The sequence below is a fragment of the uncultured Campylobacter sp. genome, from assembly GCF_905373215.1.
In the GTDB taxonomy this organism is placed as follows: Bacteria; Campylobacterota; Campylobacteria; order Campylobacterales; family Campylobacteraceae; genus Campylobacter_B.
Genome location: NZ_CAJPRT010000004.1, coordinates 81,048 through 107,149, shown reverse-complemented (window position 1 = coordinate 107,149; position 26,102 = coordinate 81,048). Strand labels below are relative to the sequence as shown.

Genomic DNA, 26,102 nt, shown 5'->3' with positions numbered 1-26,102 from the left:
TCCTTAGGCCGGTTAAATTTAGTTTTTAAAACTATGGATAGGCGCGGGGATCTGGCCGCCGCGGGCGATGAAGTCGGCGGATGAGTTTTTATTTACGCTCATCACGGGCGCGCTGCCCAGAAGCCCGCCGAATTCCAGCGTGTCGCCCTCTTTGCCCTTTGGGATTATGCGCACGGCGGTCGTTTTTTGATTTATCACGCCGATCGCGGCCTCGTCGGCTATGATCGCGGCGATCGTCTGCTCGGGCGTATCCTGCGGGATCGCGATCATATCGAGCCCCACCGAGCAGATCGCGGTCATCGCTTCGAGCTTTTCCAAATTTAACGAGCCTGCACGCACCGCAGCGATCATGCCCTCATCCTCCGAGACGGGGATAAACGCACCGCTAAGCCCGCCTACTTGGTTGCACGCCATCACTCCGCCCTTTTTGACCGCGTCGTTTAGCAGCGCAAGCGCAGCCGTCGTGCCGTGCGTACCGACGCGCTCTAGTCCCATCTCCTCAAGCACGCGTGCGACCGAATCGCCCACCGCCGGAGTCGGAGCCAGCGAGAGATCGACGATGCCAAATTTCACGCCCAGCCGCTCGGACGCCATTTGTCCTACGAGCTGTCCGATGCGCGTGATCTTAAACGCCGTCTTTTTCACGGTCTCGGCAACCACGTCAAAGCTCGCTTGGCGCACCTTCTCAAGCGCGCGCTTAACGACGCCGGGGCCTGATACGCCAACGTTTATGACGACCTCGGCCTCGCCCACGCCGTGAAATGCGCCCGCCATAAAGGGATTATCCTCGACGGCGTTAGCGAATACGACTAGCTTTGCGGCGCCTAGATCGGAAAGTCGCGCCGTTTCTTTGATCACGCGCCCCATGTCAGCGACCGCGCTCATATTTATGCCCGTCTTAGTCGAGCCGATATTCACCGACGAGCAGACCTTTTGCGTCGCGGCGAGCGCGGCAGGGATGGAGTCGATTAAAATTTTATCGCCCTTTGCGTAGCCTTTTTGCACTAGCGCCGAAAAGCCGCCGATAAAGTCGATACCGACCTTTTGCGCCGCCTCGTCCATCGCTCTAGCAAGCGGGACGTAATCAGTAGCGTTTGTCGCCGCGCCGATGATGGCGATAGGCGTTACGCAGACGCGTTTGTTTACGATCGGGATGCCAAGCTCTGCTGAAATTTCATTGCCGACCTTTACTAGATCGCGCGCCTTTTCGGTGATTTTTGCATAAATTTTCTCCGCCGCTTTGCCCATATCGGGATCGATGCAATCAAGCAGGCTGATGCCCATCGTGATCGTGCGGATGTCGAAATTTTGCTCCTCGATCATCGCGATCGTTTCGGTTACGTTTTTGATGTCCATTTGCGCGCCTTAGATGTTGTGCATGGCGTCAAATATCGCCGAGCTTTGGATGTTGATTTTAACTTTTAACTTTTCGCCTAGCTCGTTTAGTTCCTCGCGTAGGGCCGTGAAGTCCTGCTTTTCCTCGCTGGAAACCACCGCCATCATCGTGAAAAACTCGTCCAAAACCGTCTGGCTGATGTCGTCTATGTTTAGCCCAAGCTGCGCGAGCTTAGCCGAAACGCCCGCCACAATGCCGACCTTGTCCTTACCGATCACCGTTACGATCGCTTTCATTCTTACTCCTTTTTAAAATTTAGTGCTTTTGAGCGTGGAAGCCGTTTAAAACGACTAAGCCTTGCCGCCGTTTGAAATTATCAGCGCAAACACGATTGCGACCAAAGCGTAAAATATTACCGCGAGCCATATCGCCCATCTATTCACGCCGCCGCCCCGCCTTAGAGCTTCGTCGTCCCCTTTATCCAGTAGCGCGACAAATCTATAGCAAACGAAATATTTCGCCATAGTTCCACTACTGACACTAACCGCCATTCCTATACTTCTATCATATTCATCCAAAAACGGAATAAAGCAAGAAATTACCACAAAGGCAAATAGGGCTGCGGCAATTTTGTACTCCTTGCGGTACAGAAAAAAGAACAGCGTGCCGAAAAATCCCCACCAGCTCCATGTACTTACATAATTTAACTCGCGCTGCTTACCCGCGGCAAAAAATTTCTCGCAGGCGCGTGCGTAAATTTCAACCTTACTAGGAGTTTGCAAGAAAATTTCCAGCTTCTGCCGAAGCAGCTTGCCGTCAGATAAAATTTCTCTAGCATAATCCGTCATCTCACTCTCCTTAGCGATAAATCCCCACGGCGGCGCGAACCTTTTGCATCAATGAAGCAGCCGTCGCAGCCGCTCTTTGCGCACCCTGCCTTAACATCTCATCTAAAATTTCGCGGTGGCTTTGATAGTATTCGAATTTATCTCGCGCGTCTTTGAAGTAGCCGAGCACTAGCTCGTTTAGATACGCCTTGAAGTGCCCGTGCCCCTCGCCGCCCCGCTCGTAGCGAGCCCGCAGCGCCGCTTGCTCCGCTTCGTTTAAAAATAGTTTCGCGATATTATAGACATTGCATCCGCGCCACTGCTTAGGCGCCTCTAGGGGCTCAGAGGTCGTTACGATACTTGAAATTTGCTTCTTTAGCGTCGCGGCATCTGCAAAAATATCGATCGTATTGCCGTAGCTTTTGCTCATCTTGGCGCCGTCTGTGCCCGGCACGATCGCCACTTCATCGTTTACGCGCGCTTGCGGAATAGTTAAAATTTCGCCGTGGGCGTTGTTAAATTTAAGCGCGATGTCGCGGGCGATCTCGACGTGCTGGATCTGATCCTTGCCCACGGGCACGACCTCCGCGCTGTATAGCAGGATGTCCGCCGCCATCAGTACGGGGTAGCTGAACAGATCGTGCTTGCTCTCAAAGCCCTTGGCGATCTTGTCTTTGTATGCGTGCGCTCGCTCGAGTAGCCCCATCGGCGCATATCCGCTTAAAATCCAGTAAAGCTCCAACACCTCTTTTACGTCGCTTTGCACCCAAAACACCGTCTTTTTCGGATCGATCCCGAGAGACAAAAACGCTGCGGCGGCCTCGTAGGTGGAGTTTTTTAGCTTTGCGCCGTCGCTTACGGACGTGAGCGCATGGTAGTTTGCGATAAACATAAACATCTGCTCGCCCGCGTTTTGCGCGTCTACCATCTGCTTGATGCTCGCGAAGTAGTTGCCCAAATGCAGCTTGCCGCTGGGCTGAAGACCCGTTAAAATTCTCATCGTTGCTCCTTTAAATCAAAATCAAATCGCCGTCTACGAAGCCAGCGGCAACGTGCTTGCACTTAAAAATTTTTGCATCTGGCATCTGCTCTCGCAGATCGCGTAAAGCCTGCACGAGCATTTTTAAAACCTGCCGCCACGAAAGCTCGCTTAAAAAATCAAGCTGCAAGCGCGAGCTTTGCGGATAAAACTCATCCTCGTCCTCGCACGCCCAGTCGTCATCATCCGCATCGTAGCTGCTCGATCCCGCCAGCTGTAGTGCGTAAGGCTCGTAAAGATCGAAGTGCCACGCGATTACGCGCTTTGGAATTTGCTCGCGCTCTAAGCCCTCCAGCAGCTCACGCAGCTTTTGCTTTAGCGCCTCTTTCTTTTTAAGCTTATCGCCTTTGCCCTCTTTACCGTGCGGCTCGGAATTTTTGCCGCCGCCCGGGCACTTTTGCTTAGACATCTTTTTTCCTTTCAAGCTTAGCCCGTCGCAGGCGGAGCAAATTTCTTTTACGATCTTTTTTACGCTTTTATTTTCGACGTCGATTACGATGTCGGCCTTTTTTTCATACGCCCCGTCTCTTTCGGCGTGAAGCGCCGCGGCCTTTTGCAGATCGGCTAACAGCGGGCGTTTGGCAAATTTTTTCTCCGCGTTTTCGCTATTTTTTAAGCGATTAATGATCCCCTCAAAGCTTGATTTCAGATACACGACGGTGCCGATTTTGTTTAAATTTTTTACGGCGTAAAAGCCGCCGCCGGTGGAGATCACGGCACAGCGGACGGACTTTTCTAAAAATTTTGCAAGGCCCTCTTCCATCTTTCTAAAGCTCTGCTCGCCCTGCTCTTTAAAAATTTGCCCGATCTTTTTATTGGCGTAGCTTTCGATCATATCGTCGCAATCAAGCGCAAACATCCCGCTTTGCGCAGCCAGAGCCCGTGCTACCGTGCCCTTGCCGACCCCCATAAAGCCGATGAGTACGATGTTACCGCTCTTCATCGCCCTCTCCTTTTTTGCGCGGCAGCAGCACTAGCGGACTCCCCGAAAGAGCGAAGCTCGCGCGCAGTCTGTTCATCAAATAGCGCTTGTAACTGAAATGTAGCGCACCGGGGCGGTTCATTACAAGAGCGATCTTCGGCGGTGCAAAGCCGATCTGCGCGGCGTAGTAAATTTTAACCGATTTGCCCCGCTCGCGAGGTATCGGATGCGCCTTTATCGCGGCTTCTATGGCTTCATTGATCCTTGCAGTGCCGAGCTTGCGCGTGAAATTTGAATAAACATCCAAAATGAGCGGGTAAATTTTATGTATCCGCTTCCTATCCGTCGCGCTGACGCTGATGATCGGCGCGTAGGAAAGAAATTTAAACCTATCTCTCAAATCGCGGCAAAACTCGTCGTAATCGCGCTCGCAAAGATCCCATTTGTTTAAAATTATGATGAGCCCGAGTTCAAATTTAGCCGCAAGCCCCGCGATGCGCTCGTCCAGCTCGTTTAGCGGCTCGCTTGCATCAAGTACCAAAAGCGCGATGTCGGAGTTTTGCAAGATTTTTTCGGTACGATTTAATGCGAAACGCTCGATGCCCTCGATCTTACCGCGGCGGCGAATACCCGCCGTGTCGATGAACTCAAGCGTGCGCCCCTCAAATTCCGTGCTTTCGTTCACCGGATCGATCGTCGTGCCCGCATAATCGCTCACGACCGAGCGCTGCGAACCCACGAGCGCGTTTAGAAGGCTAGATTTGCCGACGTTTACCCGCCCAATGATACCCACGCCGATGGTTTTACTAGCATAAAATTCCTCGTCGCGCCCCTCTTTCGGCTCGCCCTCGTCGTTAAAGCCCTCTATAAAATCATCAAAAATTTCATCCTCATCCTGCCTCGCGGGCGCAGGGTCCAAAAAGCCGTAGATCCACTCTTTCAGCTCGTCGATGCCGCTGTTGTGCGAGACGGAGATCGGGAAAAATTTAACGCCAAATTCGTTAAACTCCCAGCTGCGCTCCTCGTCGCGCTTGCCGTCGATCTTATTGACCGCCAAAGCGATGGGCTTACCGAGCCTCTGCAGCGAAAAAAATATCCGCCGCTCATCATCGCTTGGAAGCAGCTTGCCGTCCGTCATAAAGATTATCAAATCCGCGCTCTTGGCCTCGCTTAGCGTCTTGGCTTGCACGCGCGCAAACAGCTCGGAGGTGTCGTCCAGACCGCCAGAATCGATCACGCGCACGCGGCGATCGAAAATTTCGGCTTCGGCCCTATTGGTATCGCGCGTCGTACCCGCAACGTCGCTCGTGATGGCGATGCGAGCGCCCGCTAGGCGGTTAAAAAGGCTCGACTTGCCGACGTTGGGGCGCCCGATGATGATCAAACTTTTCACGTTCGTCCTTGTAGTTTTTGGCGCGATTATAACCAAAAATAGATTAAAGCCAAATTCTACGCGCTCGCTCGCGGAAGGAAGCGCCTAAATTTTATAAAATTTAGGCGCTAAATTTAGAAATTTTATCGCGGCACTAGCAAAACGCCGCTTGAATAAAAGGCGCAAAGGCGCGCGATCCGTCGCCGCAAACCGTGACTCGAACCCGAGGCTGCGCGAAATTTTATAAATTTAAAAATAAAAGCCCAAAAATAGGCGCCGCGATGAAGCATAAGTAGCCGCGCAAAACGCAAAAACCGGCGTATGCGCAAAATCGGCTACTCCGCGCGCACTAGCGACGGCGCGAACTTCGCGTATGCAATAACGGCGCACGAAACGGGCGGTCGCGCAAAATCGCAAAGCTAATGCCAAAGAGCCAAACTAGCGCCGCAAGCGGAAGGCGCAAAGCAAGCTTCAAAGCGCAAAACCGGCGCAACTACACGAAAGCATAAAAGCCCGCAGCTGCGTAAATTTTACTGCTTTGCGCATGCAAGCGGCGGCGCGGCAAGATTAAAAGTGATGACGCAGCGAGGATTAGAAACAACGGAGCGGCGAGGGTGAGCTTAAAAACGACGGGATATTAAAATTTAATCATTATGCGTGTATAATTCCGCAAATTTAAAGGGTCGCGATGAAATACAACAACTTCTTGCTGCACCATCTAAGCGTATATTATATGCTGATGGCGTGCTTTTATAACTCTCTTACAGGCGTTTTCGCCAAGCTTTTGGGCGCGCAAATTTCATCGCTTGAGGTCGTGCTCTTTCGCAATCTACCAGGGCTTTTGATCCTGCTTTATAAAATCAAGGCGCGTCCCCGTACGGCGCGCTTTGCAAACAAAGGCGGTCATCCTTTTACGCTTGCGTTTCGCGGCATTATCGGGATTTTGGGGCTAATGGTGTTTTTTTACAACATCGCTAACATCAGCCTCGGCGAGGCATTTACCTTTCAAAAAACGGCGCCCATTTGGACGGCGATCATCGCGTATTTTACCCTCGGCGAAAAATTCGGCGCGATGGGCTGGTTCTCGGTCTGTCTCGGATTTGCAGGGATTGTTTTGGTAATTCAGCCGCAGTTTGGCTTACAGCCGAGCGATATTTTTGGAATTTTAAGCGGATTATTCGCAGCGATGGCGCTTACCTCAGTGCGCGGGCTGCGCAAATATTATAGCTCCGATACGATCATCCTCTCGGCGCTTCTTGCCGGCACGCTGATGCCCGCAGCGCTTATGATCGCGGCGGAATTTATAGATGCGCCGGCGCTTAGCTTTATGCTTTGCAAATTTAAAATTCCAAACGCGCAGGGCTGGCTCTTTGCCGTGCTTTTGGGGCTGCTGGGGCTATTTTATCAAACCTACGTTACCAAGGCCTACGCCGCGACGCGTAAAGCTGGCATAGTAGCTACGATTAGCTACGCAGACATCATCTTTTCGACGCTATTTGGGCTGTTGCTAGGCGACGCCCTGCCCGGTTTCATGGCACTTTCGGGCATGGCACTCATCATCGTCGCGGGCACACTTGTAGCGAACCGAAAGTAGCGCGCGATGAAACAAAAATTCTACTCCGCGTTTTGGCTGAAACATCTTGGCGTTTATTATATGCTCGTAGCGAGCTTTTATTTCGCGCTAAACGGCGCGCTAGCCAAGGTGATGGCGGAGCGGATGAGTAGCGCCGAGATCGTATTTTTCCGCAACGTAGTAGGGATAGCGATCGTGCTGTTTTCGCTACGACGGGTAAAAAACCTGGGCCCCGGCGGTAAGCCGTGGCTACTCGCATTTCGCGGTTTTATCGGTAGCTGCGGCATCTTAGCGACCTTTTACAACATCGCTCACATCGATCTTGGCACCGCTTTTACATTCCAAAAAACGGCGCCCATTTTCACCGCGCTATTTTCGGCGTTTTTCTTAGGCGAAAAGCTAAGCTCTAAGGGCTGGTTTGCGATACTGCTCGGTTTTGGCGGAATTTTACTCGTCGTGCGCCCGCACATCGGCATCAGCGTAACCGACGCGGTGGGAATCTTCGGCGGCATGTGCGCAGGGCTTGCATACACGAGCGTGCGCGAGCTCCGCAAACACTACGCCACCAACCTCATCGTGCTGGTTTTCGTCTCCTCCGCTACCTTTCTAAGCGCGATGATGATGGCTGCGGGCTGGGTGCTCGGTGATAGCGAGGTTAAAATTTTAGGGCTTTTCAGCGGGGCTGATTTGGCGAGGCTTGCTTACTTTAACCCGCCAAGCCTTTTTGGCTGGGTGCTCGTGGCGCTTCTGGGCGTCAGCGGTATCTACTTTCAAATTTACATGACGCGCGCCTACGCCGCTTCGCGCAAAGCGGGCATTGTCGCTGCGATCAGCTACAGCGACATCCTATTTAGCATGGCGCTAGGAATTATGCTAGGCGATCATCTGCCCGGTCCGATCGTGCTAGCAGGCATTGCGGTGGTGATTTTAAGCGGAATTCTAATCGCCCGCGAACGCTAAATTTAAATCTAAATTTAAAACCAATTCAAACGCGGCGTGAGGCTAAATTTCATCCGCGCCACCCGCCTGCGCTAAATTTCAGCAGTCTAAAAGCTTAAAAAGACTAACATTCAAATCAAAGTTCTACGGCGTAGAAATATTTTTCGACGGATTTAAAATTTTATGCATTTTATCGGTATCGACATCGGCTCTACCTCGTCAAAGCTCGCCGTTATGGACGAACGCGGCGAATTTTGCGAGCTATTTTTGCTGCCAAGCGGCTTTAGCGCGGTCAAGGTCGCGCGCCAGATCAAGCAAGCCTTAGAGCAAAAAGGCTACGCAGAGGGCTTCGTGACGGCTACGGGCTACGGACGCGTTAGCGTAGAGTACGCGCAGCTTAGCATGAGCGAAATTTTATGCCACGGCCTTGGCGCGCACTTTTTATTTGAGCCAGGCCGCACCGTAGAGGGCGTGGGCGGGCAGGATACGAAGGCTATCAAGACCCTAAACGGCAAGCCGACGGATTTTATCATGAACGATAAATGCTCGGCGGGCACGGGTAAATTTTTAGAGATCAGCGCGGACCGCTTGGGGCTTGAGCTTAGCGAAATTTACAAAACCGCCCGCAAAAATCCCGCAATCAAACTAAGCCTCCATGCACGGTTTTTGCCGAGGCCGTCCTCGCTAAGTGCAAACGAAGGGCGATCCGGTCGCGAATATCGCCGAGCGCTACCTCAAAATCCCCTGTTCGGTAATGTATCAAAACGACGCACGTTCGGATATCATCAAGGAATTTATCCGCGAATATCAAGCAGACGGCGTCATCGACGTCGTGCTAAGCGGTTGCCACACCTACGCGATCGAGACGAATAAGATCAAAGAGGCGAGCCGCGAAGCGGGAGCGAACTATATGAGCCTAGAAACAGACTACTCCAAGCAAGACGTCGGGCAGATACGCACGCGGCTGGAAGCCTTTATAGAGCTGCTTTAGCAGGTCTTATTTGAAATTTTAAAATTAAAAATTTTCTAAATTTAAAAACAAACCAAAGAAAGGAGAGATTGCATGAAATTTAAGGAGATAGACGAATCTCGTCGCGGCTTTTTAAAAGGAGCTCTAGCGGCAGCCACCATCGCCGGACCTGAAGCGATGCTCGCTGGCTATACGCCGTTTAAGCCAGGTTCCCTGCAGGTTTGGTCGTGCGGAGGACTGTCCGAAGCATTTAACGAGCTAAACGCCATTTATGAGTCAAGAACGGGACATAATATCCAATACACCGGCGCCTTTGCGGGCGCACTCGGAAAGTCGCTGCTAGCCTTGCAGGGCAAGACGGAGGTTTTCGGCGCTCGCGTTTTGGAGCTGTCTCAAAAACTACGCAAAGCAGGGCTTAGCCTTCGCTTTAGACCTCTATGTTTTACCGACTACGTTTTAGTAGTGCCGAAGGGCAATCCCGCGGGCATTCGCGACCTAAAGGATTTAGCAGAGCCCGGCGTGCGGGTGATGCTGCCGCTAAGGGCATCGCCTCCAGGCAGCGGACCGGTAAAGGGAATTTTGAAAAATTCCGGTCTCACGGGACCCGTTATGAAAAATATGGTCGCCGACGGCTCATGCGTCATTCAGATGATGTGCGATCTCGTAGATGGCAAGGGCGATGCGTCCATCATCGAAAAGCGCCTAACGACGCACGATAGGTTTAAAGACAAGATCGAATATATGCCTATCGACGAGAAACTTATCCCGCCCGGGCCGCTTACCTTTACGCTAAATATCATGAAGTACGTAAAGGACGAGAAGCTAGCCGATGATTTTGCGGACTTCGTCTGCTCCGTGGAGGGGCAGGAAATTTTCGAGCGACACGGCTTTACCTCCATCCATTCGGCGCGCGGGCTCGAACTCATAGAAAGGTTTGGTGTAAAAGATGTTTAGTATAGTAAATATGGTAAAGATGAAAAAAGTCTCTAGGCTAACTAAAATTCGTCGATTGGTGCAGCTGATTTTTATCGGCGCGATCGGGCAATGGGCGTATTACGGGATTTTTAGATGCCCTTTTATTGTGCCTTTCGTAAACTGCCAATCCTGTCCGATCATCACGTGCTGGGGGCGTATCGCGACCGTGTTTTTCGGATTTTGGCTATTTATCCCCGTGCTGGTTATTTTCCTTGGGCGCGCGTTTTGCGGCTGGCTTTGCCCGGGCGGATTCGTAAATCAAATGCTCGGTAAATTTGCTATTTTTAAGCTTAAAATTCGCAATAAAAAGCTTAGATTTGCGCAGATAGGCATGGTTTTAGCCGTTTTGCTGAGCGCGGGCGTGTATTTTATCTACGGCAATCCTCGAGTTATGATCCCTATTCGCACCAGCGACGAGTACCTAAACGCCGTTATCATGTCCTTTAAATTTTCCGATTGGTACTGGGCGGTTCGCACTGCCGTAGTCGTGGCCTTCATCGCCGCATCCTTGATCGTCGCAAATTTATGGTGTCGCTTCGCCTGTCCTAGCGGCGGCATAATGGAGCTGCTGCGTAAAATTTCAATATTTCGCGTTTATAAAACGAGTGCCTGCGATAACTGCAACGCCTGTTTGCGCAAATGCGAAATGGGCACGAGACCGGACGAGATAAACTGCACGAACTGCGGCGATTGTATGGACGTTTGCCACGCGGACGCCATCAAATTCGGAAGGGAAAAAGATTGATGAATTTTTATACTCGGGCATTTTTAAATAATCACCCTTGTTTTAATAAAAAAGCGTCCGCGAGCTACGGGCGCGTGCACCTTCCTGTAGCTCCGCATTGCAATATCCAATGCAATTTTTGCAACCGCATCTACGACTGCGCCAACGAAAACCGCCCCGGCGTAACAGAGAGGGTGCAGAGCCCGGACGAGGCCGTAGGATACGTGGAAAATCTATTTAAATTTAGACAAGATATCTCGGTCATCGGTATCGCAGGGCCCGGGGATCCTATGTGCGATGCCGACAAGACTTTGTCTACCTTTGAAAAATGCAAAGCCCGCTTCCCTCACGCCCTACTTTGCTTATCCACAAATGGCCTATCTTTGCCCGAGCACGTGGATGATATCGTGCGCATCGGCGTGAGCCACGTGACGGTAACGGTCAATGCCGTAACGCCCGAAGTGGGCGGCAAAATTTATGCGTGGGTACGCCACGGAAATAGAATTTACCGCGGCGAAGAGGGCGCCAGAATTCTTGGGGCGCGCCAAGAGGAAGGTATTCGCAAACTAAAAGAAGCTCGCATGATCGTAAAGATCAATACGGTCGTAATACCTGGCGTAAATATGGCTCACGTCCCGCAAATCGCGAAAAAGGCCAAGGAGTGGCGAGCCGATATCATGAACTGTATGGCGATGATCCCCGTGCATGATACCCCTTTTGCAAATATCAAATCGCCCTCTAACGAAGAAATTCGCAGCATGCGAAAGCTAATCGGCGGCTCAATGGCGCAGATGACTCACTGCAGCAGATGCCGCGCCGATGCGTGCGGTAAGCTTTGCGAAAAATAAAGACCTGCTTTTAGCGGGTCTTTTATCCGGCCTAGGATACGCTCTCATAGCGCGCATAAAATTTTATGAAGAGATTTAAATTTAGAATTTGTCTAAATTTAGAGCTAGCAAACAGCCAATAAGCAGCTTTTTGGCTGCGGCGGTTTTTTAAAATTTAAAAACAATTTTTAAATAACGTTATTTTGCTTTTATTTAACTTTGGCTATAATACTCCCAAAATTAGGCATCAGAAAAACCGTATAACGGTAAAATAAAGGAGACATCATGGAAAACGTTTCAAGACGTGATCTGCTCAAAATGAGCCTAGTTGGCGCGGGTGCTTTAGCGCTCGGCTCCGTAAACGCAAACGCTGCGGTAAACGCAAAGGACGTCAAATTTGACGAAGAGTGGGACGTAGTCATCATTGGCTCCGGTTTTGCAGGACTTGCGGCGGGTATCACCGCAGCCGAAAAAGGCAATAAAGTCCTAATCCTAGAAAAGATGGGACGCGTCGGCGGTAACTCAGTTATTAACGGCGGTATATTTGCCGTTCCAAACAGCGACAAACAAAAAGCAGAAGGCATCAAAGATAGCAACGAGCTATTTATCAAAGACTGCCTAAAAGCCGGCCGCGGCCTAAACCACGTAGATCTAATCGACACCATCGCTACTCGCGCGCAAGACGCATATAAACTAACTCTAAAATGCGGCGCTAAATACATAGATAAAGTTACTCACGCAGGCGGACACAGCGTACCTAGATCGCTTCAGACCGCTAACGGCTCGGGTTCGGGTATCGTTCAGCCGATGGTAGAATACTTTAAAAATCTACAAGGCTGCGAGCTAAGACAAAGAGCTAAATTTGACGAATTTGTGCTCGGTGAAGACGGCGGCGTAGACGGCGTGATCATCAGAGAGGATTATAAATTTGATCCAAAGAGCCAAAAAGACGACGCCGAAAACACTACAGGAACTAAAAAAGTTATAAAAGCTAAAAAGGGCGTAGTACTAGCCGCAGGAGGATTCTGCCGCGACGTATTCTTTAGACAAGTCCAAGATCCGTCTATCTTGCCTACTACGGATAGCACCAACCACCCGGGCGCAACCGCAGGCGCTATGAAAGAGGCGTTTAGGATCGGCGCTACCCCTGTTCAGCTAAGCTGGATACAATTTGGTCCATGGGCATGCCCTGACGAAAAAGGCTTTGGCGTAGGCTCTATGTTTAACGTAAACGGAAGCTTCCGCTACGGAATTTCAGTCGATCCAAGAACCGGCAAACGCTATATGAACGAGCTAGCGGACCGCCGCACCCGCTCTCAAGCTATGTTTAAAGTAATCGACGCAAAAGCCGATATCTATCCTATCAACTTCTGTGATAGCGATGGTGTAAAAAACATGGTCATACCTGAGCACTACACTAAACCGCTAGAGTCCGGCGTACTAAAGAAATTTGAAACTCTAGACGAGCTAGCGGCGGCTTATAAAATCCCTGCCGCAGAGCTAAAAAAGACCGTCGAGAGATATAATAGCTTCGTTAAATCGGGCAAAGACGAGGACTTCGGTAAGCCTATGGATAAAACCACCACAAACGGCGTAGATATCTCTAAACCGCCGTTCTACGCCATGCGCGGTACGCCAAAGCTTCACCACACGATGGGCGGTATCGACATCAATACCAAAGCTCAGGTCATCTCGCTGCAAACAGAGATGCCGATCCCTAGGCTATTTGCCGCAGGCGAGATCACGGGTGGCGTACACGGAGCTAGCCGCTTAGGTAGCGTGGCGATAGCTGACTGCTTAACGTTTGGGATGATTGCGGGAGAGAATATAGGCTAATTTGCGGCGTCTTTTGAGCGGCTTTGAATGAGCTATAAATTTCGGTCGGCGATAGGCTATATGCCTTATCTTGACCGAAATTTTCGTCGCAACATTCAAATCCATCTCAAAAATACTTGCAAATACTATTTCGTATCGCAGGTCAAATTTAAGATTTCGAGAATTCGGCTTGCGGTACTTCATTAAATTTTATCGCTAGATGAACTAAATATTCTATCTGCGCTCTAAAATTTAGATCCGCCTCGCCTAAAGCTCGAGATAATTCGCTTTAAATTTGCATTTTTTGAGCGCTTTTACAGAGTTTGCTAGAATTTTGCCTGACAGGCTATTTTTGCTTCGTTTCTCTCACAACTTGCAAGCAGAAGTCTAGCTTGCGCAATTTTTAGCTTCTAACTCAAAAAATCGCCTCGAAATACTTGCAAATTTTATTTTATATCGCAGGCTAAATTCCGTCTGTGATACTTTTACCTAATAAACTTGAAATTTTATAAATCACCTCTGTCAGAATTTTAAAAATATATGACGCTAAAGTTTTGCCATACAGGCGAAATTTTGTATCACGTCTTACTAAAATTTAGAATTTTTAATAAAAATTATATATTCCGCACGATATAATCGCGCATCTGCTCGCAGCGCGAGCGATAGCTAAATTTCAAGGAGATGCAATGAAAATATTTAAAGCCCTGCTCGCAACAGCGCTAATCACCGCTACCTTAGGCGCTAAGACGCTCAAAGAGGGCACGCTCGTAATAGCCACGGAGGGGACTTACTCGCCGTATTCTTTCTATGATGAGAAAAATAATCTTACCGGCTTTGATGTCGATATCGCTCGCGCGCTGGCAAAAGAGCTAGGGCTAAAGGCGGAATTTTTAACCGCGCCGTGGGATGCGATGCTGGCGGCATTTGACGCAGGCAAAGCGGACATAGCGATGAATCAAGTAAGCATCACGCAGGAGCGCAAGAAAAAATATAACTTCAGCGAGCCTTATACTGTGGCTTATGCTGCGCTGGTAGTGCGAGCTGATAACGAAGGGATTAAGAGTTTTGCGGATCTTAAAGGCAAAAAAAGCGTCCACTCCGCTACCAGTAACTGGGCTGACATGGCGCGCAGCTATGGCGCCGAGGTCGTTACGGCAGACGGATTTAGCAAGGGTGTGGAGCTCATCATAGCTCGTCGCGCAGACGCTACGATCAACGATAACATCACATTTTTCGACTATATGAAACAGCGCCCAAACGCCCCACTAAAAATCGCAGCTCAAGGCAATGAGCCGATCTATTCAGCTGTGCTGCTTAAAAAGGACGACGAGCTGACGGCGCAGATAAATTCCGCGCTAAAATCGCTAAAGCAAAAAGGCGTGCTGAAAGAAATTTCACTTAAATATTTTGGCAAAGACATTACGGAATAAATTCTACGACCGCTTAGTTGAAGCGTGGAATTTTAAACTTGGTTGAGCGGGATTTCGCATTTTAAATTTCGCTCATAAAATTTTGGAGGAATTATGAAAAATTTAATAAAAACTTTGCTTGCGTGCGCGCTTTTAATATGCGGCGCAAACTCTAAAACACTACGCGAAGGCACGCTTAAAGTAGCTACGGAAGGCACCTTTTCGCCATTTTCGTATTATAACGACAAAAATGAGCTCGTAGGATACGACGTAGATGTCGCGCGCGCAGTCGCCGAAAAGCTTGGTCTAAAAATAGAATTTCTAACCGCGCCTTGGGATGCGATGCTTGCAGCATTTGATGCAGGCAAGGCAGACGCTGTGTTTAATCAAGTAAGCATCACTGATGAGCGCAAGAAAAAATATGAGTATTCTGTGCCCTACACCGTCGTTTACGGAGCTATCATCGTGCATAAAGATAACAACGACATTAAAAGCTTCGAGGATTTAAAAGGCAAGAAAAATGCGGACTCCGCTACCAGCAACTGGGCGCAAGTCGCTAAAAAATACGGCGCGCAAAACGTAACCGTCGATAGTTTCGCCAAAAGTATGGAGCTGCTGATCGCTCGCCGCGTAGATACCGTCGTACGCGATAATACCGTATTTTACGACTTTTTAAAGCAGCGCCCGGACGCTCCGATTAAGATCGCCGCAAAGCTAAAAGACGTCGATTATAGCGCTGCAATCGTGCAAAAGGGCAATAAAGAGCTCGCAGATCAAATCAGCAGAGCTTTAAACGAACTCAAAGCCGAGGGCAAGCTAAAAGAAATTTCGCTTAAATATTTTGGCAAAGATGTGAGTGAATGAACGAAACAAGCAGAATTCTAGAGCTTGTTAGCAGCTCGCTAGAGCCGATGGCGCTAGCCCTGTTACAAGTTACGATCCCGCTTACGATAATCTCATTTCTGCTCGGGCTCGCACTTGCGGTGCTGACGGCGGTCGCACGCATCGCAAATTTTAAAATTTTAAAGCAGCTAAGCGAAATTTATATTTGGATTTTTCGCGGCACTCCGCTTTTGGTGCAGCTTTTTATCGTCTATTTCGGACTTCCAATCGTTGGGATCACACTTGATGTTTGGGCTGCTGCGATCATTACCTTTAGCCTCAATATCGGCGCTTACGCTTCAGAGGCGGTGCGAGCTGCGATCCTATCAGTGCCAAAGGGACAATGGGAAGCGGCTACTTCGCTAGGCATGAGCTACGCTCAAATCCTGCGCCGCATTATCGCTCCGCAAGCAGCACGCATATCGCTGCCGCCGCTATCAAATATATTTATCTCTACGCTTAAAGACACTTCGCTCGTAGCCTCGATTACGATGGTCGATATGTTTATGGTCGCTCAACGTATTGCTGCGCGGGCATTCGATCCGCTTACGTTATACGTACTGGCGGCGCTATTTTATCTAGCAGTCTGCACCCTTCTTACGTTCTTACAATCCAAGCTAGAGCGACGATTTTCAAGGTTCGTATGATGATAAAATTTACGAACTTAACTAAGCGCTTTGGCGATCACGTCGTGCTAAACGGGCTAAGCTTAGAATTTCGCGACGGGCAAACGACAGTGATTTTAGGAAGCTCTGGCTCTGGCAAATCCACGATGCTGCGCTGCATAAATCTGCTCGAAATTCCAAGCGGCGGCGAGCTACAGCTAGGCGAGTTTAAGATAAATTTCGACGCTCAGCATAAAACAAGCGAATATCATCCATTCCGCGCGCATACGGGCATGGTTTTTCAAAGCTTCAATCTCTTTCCGCACCTCAACGTCTTACAAAACGTCATCGAAGCGCCCGTACACGTATTAAAGCAGCCACGCGAGCTTGCCGAGGCAAATGCAATGGCGCTGCTAAAAAAGGTCGGCATGGCGGATAAAGCTGGCGCGTATCCGGCTCGCCTCTCCGGCGGTCAGAGCCAGCGCGTAGCGATCGCGCGGGCGCTTGCGATGCAGCCTGAGTTTTTGCTGCTGGATGAGCCTACGAGCGCGCTTGATCCCGAGCTTGAGGCACAGGTGCTAAAGACTATCGCAGAGCTTGCCGCAGAGGATCGCTCGCTTATCATCGTCACGCACAATATGGGCTTTGCACGCAAGATCGCAGATAGAATTTTATTCTTAGACGGCGGAGTTATCGCATTCGACGGCGACGCAGAGGAATTCTTCGGTAGCGGCGACGAGCGCATAGCTAAATTTATCGGAGCGATGAGCTTTTAAATCCATTAAATTTTAAGGAGAAAAGATGAAAATAGATACCCTAATCGTAAAGGGCATAGAGGCTAAGTCCAACCCCCACAACGCGGTGATTCCGCCGATATATCTAGCCAGCACCTTCGTGCAAGAAAGCCTGGATGATTTCGGCAAATACGCCTATTCGCGCGGCGCAAATCCTACGCGCAACGCCTTTGAGGAACTTTTTGCAAAATTTGAAGGCAGCAAATACGCCTTCGCGCTAGCCTCGGGTATAGCGGCTACGAGCGCTGCATTCGCGCTGCTTAAAAGCGGCGATCGCGTGCTGCTAAATAACAACGTTTACGGTGGCACCTATCGATACGTAAGCGGGATTTTTAAAAATCAAGGGGTCAATTACGACTTAGTGGACGATCTAAATTTGATCACCGAAATTCCGAGCGACGTCAAAATGGTCTTCATCGAAACGCCCTCAAATCCGCTTTTGCGCGTAACCGACATTGAGCGCATCAGCGAGCTCGCGCACAAAAACGGCGCGCTTGTGGTTATGGATAATACCTTTTTGACCCCATATTATCAGCGCCCGCTAGAGCACGGCGCAGACGTCGTGGTTTATAGCGCGACCAAATACATAGGCGGGCATGCCGATCTGATCGCCGGCATCGTTACGACGAATGACGACGAGCTTGCCGCAAGAATTCAGTTTATGAAAAACACTCTGGGCGCGACGCTATCGCCTACCGACGCGTATTCGCTCATACGCGGGCTTAAAACGCTAAGCGTGCGCTTCGACCGCCAGAGCGAAAATACGCTAAAGATAATAGAATTTTTACGCGGCAATCCTGCGGTAGAGGCGGTAAATTTTGCAGGCTCGCATTCGGCTAACGAAAAAGAGATACAAAATCGCCAAGCCAGCGGCATCGGAGCGGTCATCTCACTGGTGCTTAAGCCGCAATACGACTATAAAACCTTTGCGCGCAGCCTTGAGCTATTTGATCTGGCGGTTAGTCTGGGCGGCGTAGAGAGCCTGATCTGCCATCCTGCGTCGATGACGCACGAGAGCTATCCGCGCGAGCTGCAAGAGCGCATCGGCATCAGTCAAAATTTGCTGCGTCTAGCCATAGGCATCGAAAACGCGGACGATCTCATAGCGGACCTTGCCGCCGCGCTAGAAAAATCTAAAAAATAGGCGGCACGAATTTTACGTAAGCTTGTGGAATTTTATGCAGGCTTGTAAAATTTACGCGCGCAGAATTCATGCCAAAATTTAGTCCGAAATCCTTATAGCTTCGCTCGTGAGGCTATAAGGGCGCGGTCTTTACAAGCCGGCGCGCAGGGCGAGTTCGTAAAGACCCGCCGCCGATTATTTCATCTTACAAAAATCTTTTTTCGCAAAACCTATGCCTATTTATCGCGGGCTAAATTTTGTATGAATTTTCACTCGTTAAATTTTACGAAGCGCGCGGCTTTGCGTAAAATTTAAATTTAAAAATTCCGTCACTACGTCGTTGAAATGAAATTTTAATTTATACGCACGGCAAAATTTATCTAGACCTCTTGCTAAAACACATTGTTTAAATTTAATTCGGATAAATCTATCTAACCGCCGTTTGATATTGCCGAGCGAAGAGCTTAAATTTAATCAAAAATTTAAAGACGGCGGCGGATCTGTGCCGCACCACGCCAACTGCTCGGTCTAAATTTAGAGCAATCAAATTTATCAAACGAGCAAATTTAGGCTCCGTCCTGCTCAAAATTTAAAATTCCGCGCGCCGTTTAAATTTCGCTTAAAATTTTAGCCGCTTTAAATTTAGCGAAATTACTTCAGCTCGCCCCAACGTTTGGCGATGTTTAGGCTCGTCTTAAGCGGCACGTTCAGGCTCGCTGCGCTTTGCATTATCTCCTGCGCGCGCTCGCCGAAGCTCTGCGCCAAATCGTCCCGCACCTCGAAGATCAGCTCATCGTGGATCTGCAATATCAGCCGCGCCTCGTCGCTTAACAGCGGCGAAATCTCAACCATCGCCTTTTTGATGATGTCGGCTGCGGAGCCTTGAAATTTCGTATTCACCGCCTCGCGCTCGTAGCTCGCATAGACCATGTTGTTGCGCGCGTTTGCGAAGTCGAAGTAGCGCCTGCGCCCAAAAAGCGTGCTTACGTAGCCGCTTTCTTTCGCGTCCGATTTTATGCTTTGCAAAAACTCCTTGATCGTGGAAAACGCCGCGAAATAGCGCTCGATATAGCCCTTCGCCTCGACGCGCGCGATGCCTAGGCTGTCGCTTAGCTTGCCCGCGCCCATGCCGTAGATGAGACCGAAATTTATGCTCTTTGCGATCGTGCGGTGCGCGGGCTGCGCGTCGCCGAAGATGCTGATCGCCGTGCGCGCGTGAATGTCCTCATCCGCCCTAAACGCCGCCAAAAGCGCAGGATCGCGCGAAAAGTGCGCGAGCAGGCGCAGCTCGATCTGCGAATAATCAAGCGAGATCAGCGAGTAGCCCTCGCTCGCGAGGAAGCAGTCCCGCACGTCCTTCGCAAAGGTGCCGCGCGCAGGGATATTTTGCAGGTTCGGATTTTTGCTCGCTAGCCGCCCGGTGGCCGTGCCGGTCTGCAAGAAATTCGATCTGACGCGATTTTGCGCATCGGTCAGGGCAAGCTGCAGCAGCGGCTCGCAGTAGGTGCTTTGCAGCTTAAACAGCTCGCGGTAGTCTAAAATTTTACCCACCGCGGGATGTAGCGCCGTAAGATCCTTCAGCACGCTTTCATCGGTGCTGTAGCCCGTCTTGGTGCGCTTTGCGGCAGGAAGCCCAAGCCGCTCGAAAAGCACGGCGCCGAGCTGAGCGGGAGAGTTGATGTTAAACTGCTCGCCGCAAAGCTCATAAATTTCATCCGTGAGCGCTCGCAGGGACTTTTCGTTGCGCGCGATAAGGCGCTTTATCATCTCCGCGTCGATCTTGATGCCGCATCTTTGCATCTGCCAAAGCACCCGCACGAACGGGAACTCAAGCTCTTGCGCGAGCTTAAAAAGCGCGGGTTCGAGCAGCTGTTTGAGTTTAAAATACAGCCTCAGCGTCACCCACGCATCCTCGCTCGCATAGATCGTAGCGGCGTCCAGCTCCACGGAGGCGAAGGTCTCGCCCTTTTTGACGACGTCGCCGAAATGCACAGTCTCATACCCCAGATACCGCGGCGAGATAGAGTCCATCCCCACGGCGTTTGCGGGATCGAGCAGCCACGCTAGCACCATCGTATCGGCAAAGCGCGCAGGTGGCTCAATGTTAAAATTATTTTTCACGATCTCAAAATCGTATTTTAAATTTTGCCCCACGACATAGCCGCGAAATAGCGAGCCGATCGCAGCCTTTGCCGCGTCCGAAGAAATTTGAGCCGGAGCGCCCAAATAGCTGTGCGCGAGCGGGACGTAATAGGCGCGCTCCTCGTTAAATGCAAACGAAAAACCCACGATCTTGGCGCTTTTGCTATCGACGCTAGTGGTTTCCGTATCGAAGCTCACTAAGGTCTCGGCGCTGACGCCTTCGCACAGCCTCGCAAGCTCCGCGGCATCGGTAATGCAAACGGGCTCAAAGGGCGTTTTAAAAGCGCGTTCATAGTTTTGCCCGCCGCAAGCGGAACCGCCCGGGATAGAATTTTGCCCGTCTAGCCCTCCTACGGCAGCGTCCAAGATAGAGCCGCCGCGAGACGGCTCTGTGCCCGCGCCCTTCCCGCCCCCGCTTAAAAAAGAGTTTTTTGTGCTTGCGCCTTTGCCCTCGCCCCAAAGATCAAGTCCGTTCTGCTCCTGCAGGCTTAACGCCGAAAGAAGCCTATTTAGCGCGTAATCTTTTAAAATTTCGCGGATTTTAAAAAGCGGATTTTGCTGCGGAAATTTCGCATCCTCTAAAGGCGGGATTTCCAGCTCGTCGTAAAGCGTAGCCAGGCGCTTGCTTATGTAGGCGCTCTGCTTACCTTCTATCAGATACTCGCGCTGTTTGTTTTGCGGCAGGCGGTCTAAATTTGAATAGATCCCCTCAAGCGAGCCCCATTCGTCTAAAAGCTTCTTCGCTCCTTTGTCGCCGATGCCGCGCACGCCTGGGATATTATCGGCGCTGTCGCCGCAGATCGCTAAAAAATCCACGATCTGCTCGGGATAGACGCCGTAGCGCTGCAAGCACTCGCCCCTTCCGTAAAGCATCTTTTTGCCGTGGCTGTAAATTTTAACGTTTTCGCCGATGAGCTGATACAGGTCCTTGTCGGAGGTAACGATGTTGATTTTATGCGTGGCGCCGTGCTTTTTAACGACGCTTGCGATGAGATCGTCCGCCTCATATCCCTCGCGTCCGAGCGAGTAAAGCCCCATCTTTTCGATCATCTCAATGCAGACCGGCAGCTGCTGCAAAAGCGCGGGCGGCGGGGCTTGGCGGTTGGTTTTGTAGTTCGGATCGATATCCGAGCGGAAGGTCTTGCCTTTACTATCCAGAGCGAAAATTATATAATCGCTCTTAAATTCCTTCGAAAGATTTGCGATGAAGCTCGCAAATCCACTCACCATACCGCTGGGTTTGCCGTCTTTTGTTTTAAGCCCGCTCATAGCGTAGTAGAGCCTGAAAAAAAAGCCGAACGTATCGATGATCGTGATGGTCTGCATAATGGTCCTCGGATTTAGAATTTTAACGCGTAGTGTATTAAAATTCGGCTAAATTTACAAATTCCGAATAGGACTTGATCTGCCTCATTTCAAAATTTTAAAATTTGCTATATAATCGCGCGAAATTTTAAAAAAAGGACCTAGTATGGATTTTTTCACAGACTGGCAGGAGTTCGACGCGGCGGGCGCCACGGTGAAATTTTATAAAAAATCGCAGGGCGGCGTAGAATACATCGGCTTTGATTCGCGCAAATGCATTCCGCCCGAGCCGATGGTAAATGCGCTGGTGGCGTTAAATTTCGTAAAGGACGGCACCAAAAAGGTCGTCATGCTCAATCATAAATTTCCGATGGGGCTGATCCCGAAGATCGAGTCTAAATTTGACATTGCCCGCGAGGATCTGGACGGCGACGCAGTCAAGCTCACCATCAGCCTAAAACCCGGCGCGGTCAATGAGGGCTTCGATACCGACGCGAAGTGCCACGGCTAAAGTGCTTTAAAATTTAGATGAATATCACGACCTTTTCGCCGCCGTTTCGCATCGTAGGCGGCTATTTCATCTGCGGCTTTATCTTTTTGCTGCTAAGTGCGGCGAGCTTTTTAAAGGCCGATTTCGGCGCGATCCAAGCGCCGCAGACGGCGAGCTTTTTTCACGTATTTTTGCTGGGATTTGTAATCAGCATAATCATTGGAGCGCTCTATCAGCTTACTTCAGTCATCATCCAAAAGGAATTTTTCACCGTCAAATTTGCGTTTTTAAATCTCCTCGCCTACGGCGCGAGCGTGGCTCTGCTAAGCGCGGGATTGCTACTTTCAAGCATCCCTTTGATGCACGCAGGCGGCGCCGTTTTGCTGCTTAGCCTATTTTATTTTACGATCTGCTACGCGCTAAGCTTCATCGGCACGCCCAAATGGAGCTTCCCTGCCGTAGCGCTTGCGATCTCGGCTGCGTTTTTGGCGGTAGGGATCAGCCTTGGCTTCGCGCTCGTGCTAGCGCTTAGCGGCGTGGAGATTTTCGGAGTGTATTTTTCAGAAATTTTATCCTATCACATATACTTCGTGCTGGGCTTCGTGTTTTTCGTCATTGTAGGCGCCGCGTGCGTATTGCTGCCGATGTTTAGCCTGGCGCACGATCTAAGCTTCGCGCTAGCAAAAGCTTCGCTGGCGCTGTATCTGCTCGCGGGGCCGTTTTTGTTAAAAGATTTTGGAATTTTCATCGCCTTTGCCGCGCTTGCGAGCTTTGCGGCTCAGGCGATCTATATCCTAGCCAGGCGCGTGCGAAAAGCGATCGATTATTGGAATTTAAACGTCTACATCTCGCTGGCGGCCTTGGGATTTAGCGGCGCATTTTGGCTCGCAGGTCGCGCGGATGCGGCGGCGTTTTGGCTGCTATACGGCTTTTTGTTCGCCTTCATCGTCGCGCACCTTTATAAAATCGCACCCTTTCTCATCTGGTACCACTACGTCTCGCCCTTCGTCGGCAAGCGCAAAATCCCTATGCTAGACGATATGATAATCAAAAAGATCGCCTACGCAGCCTGCGTGCCGAACGTCTTAGCGCTTGCGTGCGCGGGCCTTGGAGCGCTAACGCCTGCAGCGATCTTGCAAGCGGCAAGTATAATTTTGGTGCTAGTCAACATCGTAAATATCTTTAACTACATAAAATTTGGAGAGGAAAAATGAAAGTAACGAAGGAGCAAATTTACGACGCACTTCGCGCCGTAGTGGACCCTGAGGTGGGCTTTGACGTCGTGTCGCTAGGGCTCATCTACGACGTAGCGGTAGATGAGGCGAACAACGCCAAAGTCACGATGACGCTATCGACTCAGTCGTGCCCGCTGCATGAGATGATGGTGGAATGGGTGCGCGCGGGTGCCGAGAGCGTGGAGGGCGTCGGCGAGGTGGAGATTGATCTGGTTTTTGAGCCGATGTGGAATATCGATATGGCGGAGGATCACGTCAAAGAGGCTCTGGGGCGATTTTAGGGCTCGCACAGGGCCACTTCCGCGGATGTCGGAGCGCTTCTGCAGATCGGTCTAGACGCTGCACGGATAGTCAGGGGTACTTTCTGCAAATCGCCGAGCACTCTTGATCTCGCTCGACTATTCGCCGCCGCTTTAAAATTTTGCCGCGCCGTCCAACCAAACCCGCAGTGCGGTCGCCGTCGGCAACGTTGAGCGATATGCCGAGCGTGACGCGCGATATAAATAAAATTTTCGTAAATTTTAAAATTCTACGCAAAAGGCGTCCGCCTTGCCCTCGTAAAATTTGTGCAAAGTCTGCGCGTTAGATTTACGCCGCGTCGATCGCGACAAATCCAAACCATCCGCTTCCGTAAAATATACGCGCAATCCGCGCCTCGGCTATCTACTCAAGCATCGATGCGAGAAATTTCAAGAGCGATACCGAGCAGAAATTTCAAAACGACGCCGCAAGCTCGGAAAATTTAAAAGCGCAGGCACGGAATATAAAATTTTAATCGGTAACGCGGATGTTAAAATTTTAAAATGAGTGCACAAATGTGAAAATTTTAAAAAGGCTGCGCGAGCAAGAGGGCCGAGGGCGGTAAAATTTTAAAAACCTAGCGCCCGCTTAATGCTGCAAAAATTCTAAACCGGCGCGCTTATCGCAAATCAAGCGCAAGCGATCGCTCATGATCGTTTGCGGCCCGCCGGCAAACGCTAAGCGAGCAAACAAAGCGATTGCGCGCATGCAATTCACAATCATAGGCGGCAAGCAGGTAACAGTGAGAGCGGCGAAGGTAATTCGGTCGCGAGCGGCGAATGAACGCGCGACGCGGGTCTCAGCTCGTAAAATTTACCGCAAAAACCGCGGGCTTTGCGAGTTTTTTAAGGCTTCCTTTGAGCATTATCAAATTATCCGCGCCGGAGATTTTAAGAGTGGAATTTTCGAAGCTAAATTCTAAATTTTTTAGCGCATTTTCGCTTAGAAGGCGCGCAAGCTCCAAAATGTAGCTAAGCCACGCGAGCTTGGCGGCATCGGGCAAAATCGCGCTCAAAGGCGCGAACGTAGCACCCAGCTCGCGCCTTCCGTGCATCGAGATGATCGCGGCTATGAGCGCCTTTTCTTTGTGCGTCGTGCGGTAGTTCAGCCCGCCGAGCACCATATCCGCGCTGGTTTCGTGCTTGGCGTAAAAGCCGATCGCTCTCCCGATCTCGCAAAGCGATGCCGCGACCTGCAGAATTTTAATATATTTTTCGCTCAAGCCGTGCAGCGGCGATAGCGCGCAAAACAGCGCCTTTGCGAACTTAGGAGCGCTAGACGGCTCAGGGGCGAAGCGGTCCAAAAGGCTTCTTAGGCTCGGATTAAAGCTTTTAGGCAGCCGCGCGCCGCGCAGGATCGAGTTTAAAAACGCCCCCTCTCGCACCCCTGCGCCGCAGGTGATCACCTTTTTCGCGCCCAGCCTCTTTACTATCTTATCAAAAACGATGGCGCCCTCTCTGATCGTGTCGTAGCGGTCCTTTTTGATCGGGAATTTCGCCAGATCAAGCGTCTTTGCGCTCATCAGCTTAGCAAAAAACGGCGCGTATTTTTCGTAATCGTAGCTGAAATTATGCACGATCTTTAGCGGGTGGTTTTGCAGGCTCATCACGGCGCCCGATAGCGCTCGCGCGGAGCCGCCCATTACGATTAAATTTTGCGTGCAAAATTCCTCCCCGATGTGCGCAACCGCGCTAGAGACGTATTTCTCTAGCCCCTTCGCGTCGCCGCGGTCGAAAAACAGCTCCTTTAGCCGCACGGTGCCTAAATTTAGCGAGAGCGTCTTTTCTATCTTGCCGTTTTTTATGAGGGCTAGCTCGGTTGAGCCGCCGCCGATATCCAGCGTAACGCCTTGAGAAAAGTCGCTAAGCAAATTCTGTGCCGCATAAGCGCCCAGATAGGCTTCCGTCTGCCCGTCGATTTTGCGAATGGCGATACCGGTTTGCTTTCGGACGAGCTTTATAAACCCCGTACCGTTAGGTGCGTCGCGCAGCGCGGAGGTGCCGACACAAAGCACGCGTTTAACCTTGTAATTGCCGATTAGGGTCTTAAATTTTTTAAACGCAAGTAGGCTTTTTTGCATCGCGTCTTTGGTTAAAATCCCGCCGTTTTCATAAGCGCCCTCGCCTAGGCGGATCTTGATCTTGTGCTCTGCTAAGATAAAAAATCCGAGCCTGCTCGTGCGCTCGAAAATCACGGCTCTGGCGGAATTTGAGCCCAGATCTATGACTGCGACGCGCTTGGGCATTTAAATTTCCATATGGACGTGTTTGTATTTCAGCTCGTCCGCCGTCTCGATATTATCTGGATCGGTGATGATACACTCGACTGGGCAGACCACTATGCAGGCGGGCTCAGAGTAATCATCTACGCACTCGCAGCATCGATCGGCATCTATGATGTATATCGGCTCATCCTCAAAAATAGCTTCATTAGGGCATTCCTCGCGGCACGCGTCGCAACTGATGCATTCTTTTGTAATCAACAATGACATATGATTT

The 26,102-nt window shown here is 50.5% G+C and carries 23 protein-coding genes and 2 pseudogenes; 16 read left to right on the top strand and 9 right to left on the bottom strand.

The window, feature by feature from the left end:
* Nucleotides 1–18 precede the first annotated feature (18 nt).
* The 6 genes and pseudogenes from QZ176_RS03390 to der form a co-directional block, all read right to left on the bottom strand.
* Nucleotides 19–1,356, bottom strand: coding sequence for a PFL family protein (locus QZ176_RS03390; RefSeq protein ID WP_295151249.1), 1,338 nt, complete (start codon nucleotides 1,354–1,356; stop codon nucleotides 19–21).
* 9 nt (nucleotides 1,357–1,365) lie between these two features.
* Entirely contained in the window at nucleotides 1,366–1,632 is a 267-nt protein-coding gene (locus tag QZ176_RS03385; protein WP_005871308.1) for an ACT domain-containing protein, read from the bottom strand.
* A gap of 54 nt (nucleotides 1,633–1,686) precedes the next feature.
* The gene (locus tag QZ176_RS03380) at nucleotides 1,687–2,184 is read right to left on the bottom strand and encodes a DUF2628 domain-containing protein (protein WP_295151248.1); all 498 of its coding nucleotides are present in this window, start codon (nucleotides 2,182–2,184) and stop codon (nucleotides 1,687–1,689) included.
* Nucleotides 2,185–2,194: 10 nt separating this feature from the next.
* Nucleotides 2,195–3,163 (bottom strand): tryptophan--tRNA ligase, encoded by a 969-nt coding sequence (gene trpS / locus QZ176_RS03375; protein WP_295151246.1) that lies wholly within the window; start codon nucleotides 3,161–3,163, stop codon nucleotides 2,195–2,197.
* Between the two features lie 487 nt (nucleotides 3,164–3,650).
* Nucleotides 3,651–4,145: pseudogene (locus QZ176_RS03370) on the bottom strand (shikimate kinase); the annotation flags it as partial.
* Nucleotides 4,132–5,517 carry a ribosome biogenesis GTPase Der gene (gene der / locus QZ176_RS03365; RefSeq protein WP_295151244.1) on the bottom strand — a complete coding sequence of 462 codons (1,386 nt, stop codon included), beginning with the start codon at nucleotides 5,515–5,517 and terminating at the stop codon, nucleotides 4,132–4,134. The gene der and the pseudogene QZ176_RS03370, both read right to left, overlap by 14 nt.
* Nucleotides 5,518–6,184: 667 nt before the next feature.
* Between der and QZ176_RS03360 the strand changes: the two genes are divergently transcribed.
* The 13 genes and pseudogenes from QZ176_RS03360 to QZ176_RS03300 all read left to right on the top strand — a co-directional run bounded on the left by QZ176_RS03360 (nucleotide 6,185) and on the right by QZ176_RS03300 (nucleotide 18,153).
* Nucleotides 6,185–7,090 carry a DMT family transporter gene (locus tag QZ176_RS03360; protein ID WP_295151243.1) on the top strand — a complete coding sequence of 302 codons (906 nt, stop codon included), beginning with the start codon at nucleotides 6,185–6,187 and terminating at the stop codon, nucleotides 7,088–7,090.
* Between the two features lie 6 nt (nucleotides 7,091–7,096).
* Entirely contained in the window at nucleotides 7,097–8,029 is a 933-nt protein-coding gene (locus QZ176_RS03355) for a DMT family transporter (RefSeq protein WP_295151241.1), read from the top strand.
* A 162-nt stretch (nucleotides 8,030–8,191) separates the two neighbouring features.
* Nucleotides 8,192–8,587: pseudogene (locus tag QZ176_RS03350) on the top strand (BadF/BadG/BcrA/BcrD ATPase family protein); the annotation flags it as partial.
* Between the two features lie 175 nt (nucleotides 8,588–8,762).
* Nucleotides 8,763–8,999 carry a 2-hydroxyacyl-CoA dehydratase family protein gene (locus QZ176_RS03345; protein WP_241091625.1) on the top strand — a complete coding sequence of 79 codons (237 nt, stop codon included), beginning with the start codon at nucleotides 8,763–8,765 and terminating at the stop codon, nucleotides 8,997–8,999.
* Nucleotides 9,000–9,071: 72 nt separating this feature from the next.
* Nucleotides 9,072–9,932, top strand: coding sequence for a substrate-binding domain-containing protein (locus QZ176_RS03340; protein WP_295151240.1), 861 nt, complete (start codon nucleotides 9,072–9,074; stop codon nucleotides 9,930–9,932).
* The gene (locus QZ176_RS03335; protein WP_295151239.1) at nucleotides 9,925–10,698 is read left to right on the top strand and encodes a 4Fe-4S binding protein; all 774 of its coding nucleotides are present in this window, start codon (nucleotides 9,925–9,927) and stop codon (nucleotides 10,696–10,698) included. Before QZ176_RS03340 ends, QZ176_RS03335 begins: the two co-directional genes overlap by 8 nt.
* On the top strand, nucleotides 10,698–11,525 hold the full coding sequence (locus QZ176_RS03330) for a radical SAM protein (RefSeq protein ID WP_295151305.1): 828 nt from the start codon (nucleotides 10,698–10,700) through the stop codon (nucleotides 11,523–11,525). The genes QZ176_RS03335 and QZ176_RS03330 overlap by 1 nt, the downstream gene beginning before the upstream one ends.
* Before the next feature lie 264 nt (nucleotides 11,526–11,789).
* Nucleotides 11,790–13,340, top strand: a complete 1,551-nt coding sequence (locus QZ176_RS03325; protein ID WP_295151237.1) for a flavocytochrome c — start codon at nucleotides 11,790–11,792, stop codon at nucleotides 13,338–13,340.
* A 665-nt stretch (nucleotides 13,341–14,005) separates the two neighbouring features.
* Nucleotides 14,006–14,749, top strand: a complete 744-nt coding sequence (locus QZ176_RS03320) for an amino acid ABC transporter substrate-binding protein (RefSeq protein ID WP_295151235.1) — start codon at nucleotides 14,006–14,008, stop codon at nucleotides 14,747–14,749.
* Nucleotides 14,750–14,842: 93 nt separating this feature from the next.
* Nucleotides 14,843–15,592 (top strand): amino acid ABC transporter substrate-binding protein, encoded by a 750-nt coding sequence (locus QZ176_RS03315; protein WP_295151234.1) that lies wholly within the window; start codon nucleotides 14,843–14,845, stop codon nucleotides 15,590–15,592.
* Nucleotides 15,589–16,257 (top strand): amino acid ABC transporter permease, encoded by a 669-nt coding sequence (locus QZ176_RS03310; RefSeq protein ID WP_295151232.1) that lies wholly within the window; start codon nucleotides 15,589–15,591, stop codon nucleotides 16,255–16,257. The genes QZ176_RS03315 and QZ176_RS03310 overlap by 4 nt, the downstream gene beginning before the upstream one ends.
* Nucleotides 16,257–16,991 (top strand): amino acid ABC transporter ATP-binding protein, encoded by a 735-nt coding sequence (locus QZ176_RS03305; RefSeq protein ID WP_295151230.1) that lies wholly within the window; start codon nucleotides 16,257–16,259, stop codon nucleotides 16,989–16,991. Before QZ176_RS03310 ends, QZ176_RS03305 begins: the two co-directional genes overlap by 1 nt.
* Nucleotides 16,992–17,016: 25 nt before the next feature.
* A complete protein-coding gene (locus tag QZ176_RS03300) occupies nucleotides 17,017–18,153 on the top strand; it encodes a PLP-dependent aspartate aminotransferase family protein (RefSeq protein WP_295151228.1) in 1,137 nt (378 codons plus the stop codon).
* Nucleotides 18,154–18,783: 630 nt separating this feature from the next.
* Here the strand turns inward: QZ176_RS03300 and polA are convergent.
* Nucleotides 18,784–21,600 (bottom strand): DNA polymerase I, encoded by a 2,817-nt coding sequence (polA, locus tag QZ176_RS03295; RefSeq protein WP_295151227.1) that lies wholly within the window; start codon nucleotides 21,598–21,600, stop codon nucleotides 18,784–18,786.
* A gap of 145 nt (nucleotides 21,601–21,745) precedes the next feature.
* Here polA and QZ176_RS03290 point away from each other — a divergent pair, with 145 nt between their 5' ends.
* The 3 genes from QZ176_RS03290 to QZ176_RS03280 are packed head-to-tail and all read left to right on the top strand — an operon-like array spanning nucleotide 21,746 to nucleotide 23,585.
* On the top strand, nucleotides 21,746–22,090 hold the full coding sequence (locus QZ176_RS03290; RefSeq protein WP_295151226.1) for a hypothetical protein: 345 nt from the start codon (nucleotides 21,746–21,748) through the stop codon (nucleotides 22,088–22,090).
* Nucleotides 22,091–22,107: 17 nt separating this feature from the next.
* Nucleotides 22,108–23,283, top strand: coding sequence for a peptidase M50 (locus tag QZ176_RS03285; RefSeq protein ID WP_295151224.1), 1,176 nt, complete (start codon nucleotides 22,108–22,110; stop codon nucleotides 23,281–23,283).
* Nucleotides 23,280–23,585 (top strand): metal-sulfur cluster assembly factor, encoded by a 306-nt coding sequence (locus QZ176_RS03280; protein ID WP_005871269.1) that lies wholly within the window; start codon nucleotides 23,280–23,282, stop codon nucleotides 23,583–23,585. Before QZ176_RS03285 ends, QZ176_RS03280 begins: the two co-directional genes overlap by 4 nt.
* Nucleotides 23,586–24,403: 818 nt before the next feature.
* Here the strand turns inward: QZ176_RS03280 and QZ176_RS03275 are convergent.
* Both QZ176_RS03275 and QZ176_RS03270 read right to left on the bottom strand, forming a co-directional pair.
* Entirely contained in the window at nucleotides 24,404–25,849 is a 1,446-nt protein-coding gene (locus tag QZ176_RS03275) for a Ppx/GppA phosphatase family protein (protein ID WP_295151222.1), read from the bottom strand.
* Nucleotides 25,850–26,095, bottom strand: a complete 246-nt coding sequence (locus QZ176_RS03270) for a YfhL family 4Fe-4S dicluster ferredoxin (RefSeq protein ID WP_005871264.1) — start codon at nucleotides 26,093–26,095, stop codon at nucleotides 25,850–25,852. It abuts the gene before it with no gap.
* Between the last annotated feature and the right edge of the window lie 7 nt (nucleotides 26,096–26,102).

Coding starts and splice junctions, on each gene's coding strand:
- QZ176_RS03270 (WP_005871264.1), bottom strand. CDS start 26,095: ATGTCATTGTTGATTACAAAAGAATGCATCAGTTGCGACGCGTGCCGC.
- trpS (WP_295151246.1), bottom strand. CDS start 3,163: ATGAGAATTTTAACGGGTCTTCAGCCCAGCGGCAAGCTGCATTTGGGC.
- QZ176_RS03335 (WP_295151239.1), top strand. CDS start 9,925: ATGTTTAGTATAGTAAATATGGTAAAGATGAAAAAAGTCTCTAGGCTA.
- QZ176_RS03300 (WP_295151228.1), top strand. CDS start 17,017: ATGAAAATAGATACCCTAATCGTAAAGGGCATAGAGGCTAAGTCCAAC.
- QZ176_RS03310 (WP_295151232.1), top strand. CDS start 15,589: ATGAACGAAACAAGCAGAATTCTAGAGCTTGTTAGCAGCTCGCTAGAG.
- QZ176_RS03345 (WP_241091625.1), top strand. CDS start 8,763: ATGTATCAAAACGACGCACGTTCGGATATCATCAAGGAATTTATCCGC.
- QZ176_RS03280 (WP_005871269.1), top strand. CDS start 23,280: ATGAAAGTAACGAAGGAGCAAATTTACGACGCACTTCGCGCCGTAGTG.
- QZ176_RS03275 (WP_295151222.1), bottom strand. CDS start 25,849: ATGCCCAAGCGCGTCGCAGTCATAGATCTGGGCTCAAATTCCGCCAGA.
- QZ176_RS03385 (WP_005871308.1), bottom strand. CDS start 1,632: ATGAAAGCGATCGTAACGGTGATCGGTAAGGACAAGGTCGGCATTGTG.
- QZ176_RS03315 (WP_295151234.1), top strand. CDS start 14,843: ATGAAAAATTTAATAAAAACTTTGCTTGCGTGCGCGCTTTTAATATGC.
- QZ176_RS03285 (WP_295151224.1), top strand. CDS start 22,108: ATGAATATCACGACCTTTTCGCCGCCGTTTCGCATCGTAGGCGGCTAT.
- QZ176_RS03355 (WP_295151241.1), top strand. CDS start 7,097: ATGAAACAAAAATTCTACTCCGCGTTTTGGCTGAAACATCTTGGCGTT.
- QZ176_RS03290 (WP_295151226.1), top strand. CDS start 21,746: ATGGATTTTTTCACAGACTGGCAGGAGTTCGACGCGGCGGGCGCCACG.
- QZ176_RS03380 (WP_295151248.1), bottom strand. CDS start 2,184: ATGACGGATTATGCTAGAGAAATTTTATCTGACGGCAAGCTGCTTCGG.
- QZ176_RS03305 (WP_295151230.1), top strand. CDS start 16,257: ATGATAAAATTTACGAACTTAACTAAGCGCTTTGGCGATCACGTCGTG.
- QZ176_RS03320 (WP_295151235.1), top strand. CDS start 14,006: ATGAAAATATTTAAAGCCCTGCTCGCAACAGCGCTAATCACCGCTACC.
- QZ176_RS03325 (WP_295151237.1), top strand. CDS start 11,790: ATGGAAAACGTTTCAAGACGTGATCTGCTCAAAATGAGCCTAGTTGGC.
- QZ176_RS03330 (WP_295151305.1), top strand. CDS start 10,698: ATGAATTTTTATACTCGGGCATTTTTAAATAATCACCCTTGTTTTAAT.
- QZ176_RS03360 (WP_295151243.1), top strand. CDS start 6,185: ATGAAATACAACAACTTCTTGCTGCACCATCTAAGCGTATATTATATG.
- QZ176_RS03390 (WP_295151249.1), bottom strand. CDS start 1,356: ATGGACATCAAAAACGTAACCGAAACGATCGCGATGATCGAGGAGCAA.
- QZ176_RS03340 (WP_295151240.1), top strand. CDS start 9,072: ATGAAATTTAAGGAGATAGACGAATCTCGTCGCGGCTTTTTAAAAGGA.
- polA (WP_295151227.1), bottom strand. CDS start 21,600: ATGCAGACCATCACGATCATCGATACGTTCGGCTTTTTTTTCAGGCTC.